The following is a 6,587-nucleotide window of genomic DNA, read 5'->3' as shown; positions in this document are numbered from 1 at the left end:
GGCGCGCCGCGCGCAACCAGCCGCAGCAGCCGATGCCCGTCGAGGTCCACACGCCCGCGCCCACGCCGCTGCAGCTCGCGCGCCGGGCGTTCGCGCCGGCCATCGCGCCGCTCGAAACGGGCTTCATCGTGCTCGTGGTGACCATCTTCATCCTGTTCCAGCGCGAGGACCTGCGCGACCGGCTCATCAGCGTGTTCGGCTCCGACGACCTGCACCGCACCACCACGGCCATCAACGACGCCTCCGAACGGCTCTCGCGCTACTTCGTCGCGCAACTGGGGGTGAACGTCTCGGTGGGGGGCGTGATCGCCATTGGGCTCGCGGGCATCGGCGTGCCGGGCGCGCTGCTGTTCGGGGCGCTCGCGGCGTTGCTGCGCTTCGTGCCCTACATCGGCATCTGGATCGCCGCGGTCATGGCAACGCTGCTGGGCGCCGCCATTCAGCCGCAGTGGACCATGGCGGTGTCGACGCTGATCTTTTTCATCGTCGTCGACGTGGTGGCGGGGCAGTTCGCCGAGCCGATGCTCTACGGCCGCCGCGCGGGCCTTTCGCCGCTCGCGGTCGTGGTGGCGGCGATCTTCTGGGCCTGGCTCTGGGGGCCGGTCGGGCTGGTGCTGTCCACGCCGCTCACGCTGTGCATCGTCACGCTCGGCCGTTACGTGGACCGCCTGAACTTCCTGACCATCCTGCTCGGCGACCAGCCGGCGCTCACACCCGCGCAGACCTGCTACCAGCGCCTGCTCGCCGACGACCCGCATGAGGCCCTGGTGCAGGCCGACCGCCTGCTCGTGGAGATGCCGCTCATCGACTATTACGAGCAGGTGGTGTTCGAGGGCCTGCGCTTCGCGCGCAACGACGTGCTGCGCGGCGTGCTGCCCGCCGACCAGCTCGCGCGCATCAATCAGGCGCTGCTCGACATCGTGGAAGATCTGGAGTCGGTGGACGACTCGCGCCATGCCGCCGGCGGCAACGCGAGCGGGCACACGTCCGCCGATGGCGGCGACGAGGCGCCCGTGGTGATTCACAAAGACGGCCGCCTCGTGCTGTGCGTGCCGGGGCGCGGCACCTTCGACGAAGTGGTGGTGGCGATCGTCTGCCAATTGCTCGCGCGCGGCAACGTCCCCTGTACGGCGACGACCTACGAGGAGATGCGCGCGACGCGCGGGGCCATGCTGGACGCGCAAGCGACGCACGCGATCTGCGTGGTGTCGCTCGACGCCCAGGAGTCGCCGCCGTACCTGCGCAATCTCGTGCGGCGCTTGCGCGAGCGCGCGCCTGCCGTGCCGATCATCGTGGGCGTGAGGGCAGTGCGGCGCGAAGAGGGCCCGAGCCTCTCCGACGATCCCGGCACGCACTACGCCGCCACGCTGCGCGACCTCGTGGAGGAATGCGGCGTGGCGCTCGCGGCCCAGCCGGAGATGCACGTGCAAACGCAGGCGGATGTGAGAATGTGACAGTCACGCGGATGTCACATTGAGGCACGATCATATGCGGCCCTATGCCCCTCTGGTTGCGGCATTGCCAGGAGACATGAAGTGCTGAGCCCTCACGAGTTTGCAACGCTGATGCTGATCCGCCACGCGCCGGAGCAGATCGACATGAACCGCCACGAACTCGACATCTTGCTTGAACGCCAGCTCGTCGCGCTCGTCCAGCGCGGCGAAGGCCACCGCCTGCCGTCGCTCACGATGGCGGGCCGCTCGCTGCTGGACGCGCTTGGCCGTGTCGAGCCCCCTTACTTCGCGCACGAGGACATGAGCAGCTGCGACGCGCATTGAGGCGCGCGCTGAGGTTCATTGACGACCTGGCCTGTCTGAGTTGGGTCATCCGGCCCGCACACCTCGCCGCGCAAAAAAAATGCGCCGACAGTTGCCCACCGGCGCGCATAACTTCGACTCTGCATGGTCCCAGAATGAACGGGGACAGGGTATGGCGCTCGGCGAGCGGGCCTGCAAGTCATCTGGCCCGCTGCGTTGCTCCATGACCTGATTAACGGCCGCCCGCGCGCCGCGTTGAATGCGGACAAACCCGTTCTCGGCAACCCTGGATGCAAACGTTGGCCGCGAAAGACGCGGCATCGCTGCTGCATGGATCGCCTGCCTCGTTCCAGGATTGGCGTGCTGGCTGACCGGCCGATTCGGCCCTAAGGCGCCGGAGCGAAATATCCGGGCTGGTCGAGGTCCGCGAGGAGCGTGGGCTGCTGCGGCTGCCAGCCGAGAGTCGAGCGGGTGCGCTCGCTGGAGCTGGGGCAATCGATAGCCGCGAAGCGCGCGAACCAGCCAAAATGTCCGGCGGCCTCTTCGGGTGCGAGGGCGACCACCGGAAGATTCAGCCGGCGGCCGATGATCTCGGCGATTTGCCTGAACGGCACGCCCTCCTCAGCAACGGCATGAAAGGGGCCGCCTTCGGCGCCGCGCTCGAGCGCGAGCCGGTACACGCGGGCGGCGTCGAGCCGGTGCACCGCCGGCCAGCGGTTGCTGCCGTCGCCGGCATAGGCGGAAACGCCTTTCTCGCGCGCGATGCCGATCAGGCGGGGCACGAAGCCGTGATCGCCGAGGCCGTGCACCGTCGGCGCGAGGCGGATGGCCGTCACGCGCACGCCGCGTGCCGCGAACGGCGCGGCCAGGGTTTCCGGCGCGCGGGGGAACGATGCGACAGGTGGGTGCGGCGGCTCGTCCTCGGTCGAAACCCGGCCAGGCGCCAGCAGCGCCACGCCGGACGAGACGATGAATGGCCGGTCCGAACCCACCAGCTCAGCGCCGATCGCCTCGATGGCGCGCCGCTCTTGCTCGCAATTTTCCGCGAGCTTCGAAAAGTCGTGGTTGAACGCGGTGTGGATCACACCGTCCGTCTGAGCCGCGCCTTGCCTCAGGCTCTCCAGGTCGTCGAGCGAGCCGCGCAGAACCTGCGCGCCGGCCGCGGCCAGACTCCGCGCCCCCTCGTCCGAACGCGCGAGCCCCAGCACCTGATGGCCCGCCGCCAGCAGATCCTTGACGACCGCCGAGCCCACCCAACCCGTTGCACCAGTCACGAATACACGCATGATATCGATCTCCAGGTTTTCGCCTGGGACGAATATCGACCCGCGCGTTATCGTGGTAAAGTCGTGACATTATCGTGTTATAAAAACTACCACGATGAGCGAAAATCTCGAAAGCAGCGACCTGCTGGGCGCCTGGCTGAAGGATCGCCGCACGAAGCTCGATCCGGCGGCCTTTGGCTATTCGTCGAAGCGCCGCCGCACGCCCGGTCTGCGCCGCGAGGAAGTGGCCCAGCGGGCCAATATCAGCACTGCCTGGTATACGTGGCTCGAGCAGGGCCGCGGCGGCGCGCCTTCGGCCGACGTGCTCGAGCGCATCGCGGGCGCGCTGATGCTGACGGAAGTCGAGCGCGAGCATCTTTTTCTGCTCGGCCTCGGGCGGCCGCCCGAAGTCCACTACCGCAAGAACGAGGGCGTCACGCCCAGGCTCCAGCGCGTGCTCGACGCATTGAACCCGAGCCCCGCGCTCATTCGCACGGCGACCTGGGACGTGGTGGCCTGGAACCGGGCGGCCACGGTGATGCTCATCGACTACGGCGCGATTCCTCCGGCGCAGCGCAACGTCCTGCGCTTCATGTTCCTCGACCCGTTTGCGCGCGACCTGCAATACGACTGGGAGAGCGTGGCGCGCTTCATCGTGGGCGCCTTCCGGGTCGATGTGGCCCGCGCGGGCGCGACGACGGCAGTGAGCGATCTCGTCGACGAGCTTGGCCGACTGAGCCCCGAGTTCGAGGCGATGTGGCGCGACAACAATGTCCAGGCCCACGGCGAAGGCGTCAAACGCATCCGGCACCCGCATCTGGGCCCGCTTTCGTTCGAATACTCGGCGTTTGCAGTGGATGGGCGGCCGGACCTCAGCATGGTTGTCTACAACCCCGCGACTGCGGAAGATCGCGAGAAGATCGAGTCGGCGCTTCAATCGCAGCCGGCGACGGACGAACAAACGCGGTTCCAGGAATCCGGCACCGCTACCCCAGCCCATGCAAGCGCCGGTGCATCGGCCCGAGCGCCATCGAGAGCGCCAGGCAAGCGCAAAGAATCGCAACGAGCGCGAACATCGTGATCCTGAACCCGGCGACGTAATCGGCCGCGCCGGGATGCAGGCCGAGCCGCGCGAAGAACACGCCGCCGAGCGTCGCGGCACCCACCGCCGCGCCGATCTGCAGCGTCGCCGTGACCATGCCGGAGGCCACGCCCGCGCGCGCGGGATCGACTTCCGCCAGGACGATGCGCACCACGGAGGGCAGCACGAGTCCCTGGCCGATCCCCATTGCCGCGAGTCCGAGGTAGAAGCCCGGCCCCGGCGCCACACGGTTCGCAAGCGCCGCCGCCGTTCCAAGACCGAGCGCGATGAGCGCGAAGCCGAGCGTCAGTACGCGATAGCCGCCGAGGCGGAAGACAAGGCGCGGCGTGATGAGCGGGCTCGATAGAAAGCCCAGCCCGAACGGCAGGATTGCGAACCCCGAGGCGAGCGGCGACCACTGCAGACCGCTTTGCAAAAAGATGCCGCAAGTGAGGAAGAACGCGCTCAGCATGTAGAACAGGAACGCGAGCGCGAGCCCCAGCAACACGACCGGATTGCGCAGGAGCCGCACGTCGAGCAGCGGGTCGCGGCCGGCCGCGAGGCTGCGCGTTTGCACGCGCAGCAGCAGTCCGAGCATGGGCAGCGCGGCCGCGAGGCACAGCAGCATCCACGCGGGCCAACCCTCTTCGCGTCCGCGCGTGAGCGGATAGACGAGCATCAGCAGGAACAGCGAGAGCAGCAGCGTGCCCGGTACGTCGATACGCGCGCCGCGCGGCGGGCGGCTCTCGGGAATGAAGCGCCAGCTGCCAATGAGGGCGAGCACGCCGATCGGCAAATTGACGAGGAAGATCGCGCGCCAGCCGAGGCCGAACGGATGGAGGCTGATGAGCGCGCCGCCGCCGAGCTGGCCGACGACCGCCGCGACGCCGAACACGAAGCCGTAGAGGCCCATCACGCGCACCTGCTCGTGGGGCGTATAGACGCTGCGGATCGTCGCCAGCACCTGGGGCGCCAGCACCGCCGCGAAGAGGCCCTGGAGGATGCGTCCCGCCACCAGCATCGTGCCGCTCGCTGCGAGCCCGCAGAGCGTGGAGGCGAGCACGAAGCCCGCCATGCCGATCATGAACATGCGCTTGCGGCCGTAGAGATCGCCGAGTCGTCCGCCCGTGATCTGTGCCACGGCGTTGGCGCACGCGTAGGCGGAGACCACCAGCTCGAGCTGAGAGGAACTGGCCGCGAGGCCTTCGTGGATCGCGGGAAGCGCGAGATTCACGATGAAGTAGTCGAGCGGCGGCAGGATCGCGCCGATCAGCAGGACCACGAGTGCCCAGCCGCCATGACGGCGCGCGTCGGCACGCGTGGGCGTGCCAGGAATCGTGGGCCCGGATTGAGCCGGGGGCGGTGCTGCAGACGTAGTCGCCGCGGGAGACAAGACGCGCGGCTCGGCGGCGAGAGTATCGTCAGTCATGGTGAACCTGTAAAAATAGGGCTGGATCGTAGCGCCCTGCACGGAGCGGATACAGGTGACGCAGTGCACCATTCGAAGCGTCATTGTCTGCCCGGTGCGTCAAGCGGAAAAGCGGGAATAGGTGGTACTATCCATCGAGTTACTCGATGGATAGGTGAGCACCATGCGCGGCTTCGAACTCGACCAGTTGCGGACTTTCACGGTGGTGGCCGAGGCGGGCAGCCTCACGGCGGCCGCGCCGTCGCTGCACCTCTCGCAGTCCACCGTCAGCGAGCAGATGCGCAAGCTCGAGGCGCGCGCGGGTGTGCCGCTATTCGTGCGCAGCAAGCGCGGCGTGGAGCCCACGCCCGCCGGCACGCGCTTGCTCGAGCACGCGCGGCGCATCGTGGCGCTCAACGAGGCCGCCTTCGACGAAGTGCGCGGCCAGGCGATCAAGGGCGAGCTGCGCGTGGCCATCACCGATTACTTCCGCACCAACGAAGTGGCGGGCATGCTCGCGCGCCTGCGCGAGTGCTATCCGCAGTTGAGCCTGCACGTGAGCACGATGAAGAGCACCGAGATCGAGCAGGCGCACGCGAGGTGCCAGATCGATCTGGGCGTGGTGATGAACATGTCGCTCGGGCCGTTCCGGCCGGTGCAAGGCGAGGCGCGCTGGGTTCTGCGCCGCGAGCCGCTTCAATGGGTCGCGTCTCCCGCACTCGCCGAAGCGCTGCCCGATCCGCTACCGCTCGTGCTGCTGCCGGGCGACTGCATGCTGCATCAGGTGGCGGTGCGCTCGCTCGAGGAACAGGGCCGCGCGTATGTGATGGTGCATAGCGCTTCGGGCGTGGCGGGCCTGCAGTCGATGCTCGCGGCGGGGCTGGGCGTGGGCTGCCTGTGCGCGTCGGCAATCACGGACGGACTCGTCAAGCTGGGCGCGCGGCACCGCTTGCCCGCGTTGCCGGAGGCGGTGTTCTCGCTCACGCCGCCGCTGCCGGGCGAGCGCGAGACGGTCAGCCAGGCGCGCGAGGTGCTCTCGCGGCAGTTGCTGGTCTGAAGCGCGCGTGGCCGCGCGT

6 protein-coding genes are annotated in these 6,587 nt (G+C 68.5%); 4 read left to right on the top strand and 2 right to left on the bottom strand.

Annotation, left to right across the window (positions count from 1 at the left end; genetic code table 11):
• Positions 1–1,454: AI-2E family transporter (locus BO1_RS54905; RefSeq protein WP_043288692.1), on the top strand; the 1,454-nt coding region annotated here is incomplete at its 5' end.
• Between the two features lie 81 nt (positions 1,455–1,535).
• Entirely contained in the window at positions 1,536–1,778 is a 243-nt protein-coding gene (locus BO1_RS54900; RefSeq protein ID WP_043288691.1) for a hypothetical protein, read from the top strand.
• Between the two features lie 365 nt (positions 1,779–2,143).
• On the opposite strand, the gene BO1_RS40840 is transcribed toward BO1_RS54900, so the two are convergent.
• Positions 2,144–3,043, bottom strand: a complete 900-nt coding sequence (locus BO1_RS40840; protein ID WP_028222503.1) for an SDR family oxidoreductase — start codon at positions 3,041–3,043, stop codon at positions 2,144–2,146.
• A gap of 94 nt (positions 3,044–3,137) precedes the next feature.
• Between BO1_RS40840 and BO1_RS54895 the strand changes: the two genes are divergently transcribed.
• Positions 3,138–4,103: a helix-turn-helix transcriptional regulator gene (locus BO1_RS54895; RefSeq protein ID WP_084688676.1), complete on the top strand. Its 966-nt coding sequence runs from the start codon at positions 3,138–3,140 to the stop codon at positions 4,101–4,103.
• Here the strand turns inward: BO1_RS54895 and BO1_RS40830 are convergent.
• Positions 4,009–5,532 (bottom strand): MFS transporter, encoded by a 1,524-nt coding sequence (locus tag BO1_RS40830; protein ID WP_084688678.1) that lies wholly within the window; start codon positions 5,530–5,532, stop codon positions 4,009–4,011. The two genes, BO1_RS54895 and BO1_RS40830, sit on opposite strands and share 95 nt — an antisense overlap.
• 163 nt (positions 5,533–5,695) lie before the next feature.
• Between BO1_RS40830 and BO1_RS40825 the strand changes: the two genes are divergently transcribed.
• On the top strand, positions 5,696–6,568 hold the full coding sequence (locus BO1_RS40825) for a LysR family transcriptional regulator (protein WP_028222501.1): 873 nt from the start codon (positions 5,696–5,698) through the stop codon (positions 6,566–6,568).
• The last annotated feature ends 19 nt before the right edge of the window (positions 6,569–6,587 follow it).

Source organism: Paraburkholderia oxyphila NBRC 105797, assembly GCF_000685075.1.
Lineage (GTDB): Bacteria > Pseudomonadota > Gammaproteobacteria > Burkholderiales > Burkholderiaceae > Paraburkholderia > Paraburkholderia oxyphila.
Note: the sequence above shows the minus strand (reverse complement) of the source record. Positions and strands in the feature narration are given on the sequence as shown.

Excerpts from the sequence above, each read along its gene's own strand:
- BO1_RS40840 (WP_028222503.1), bottom strand. The coding sequence starts at position 3,043 with ATGCGTGTATTCGTGACTGGTGCAACGGGTTGGGTGGGCTCGGCGGTC.
- BO1_RS54895 (WP_084688676.1), top strand. The coding sequence starts at position 3,138 with ATGAGCGAAAATCTCGAAAGCAGCGACCTGCTGGGCGCCTGGCTGAAG.
- BO1_RS40830 (WP_084688678.1), bottom strand. The coding sequence starts at position 5,532 with ATGACTGACGATACTCTCGCCGCCGAGCCGCGCGTCTTGTCTCCCGCG.
- BO1_RS40825 (WP_028222501.1), top strand. The coding sequence starts at position 5,696 with ATGCGCGGCTTCGAACTCGACCAGTTGCGGACTTTCACGGTGGTGGCC.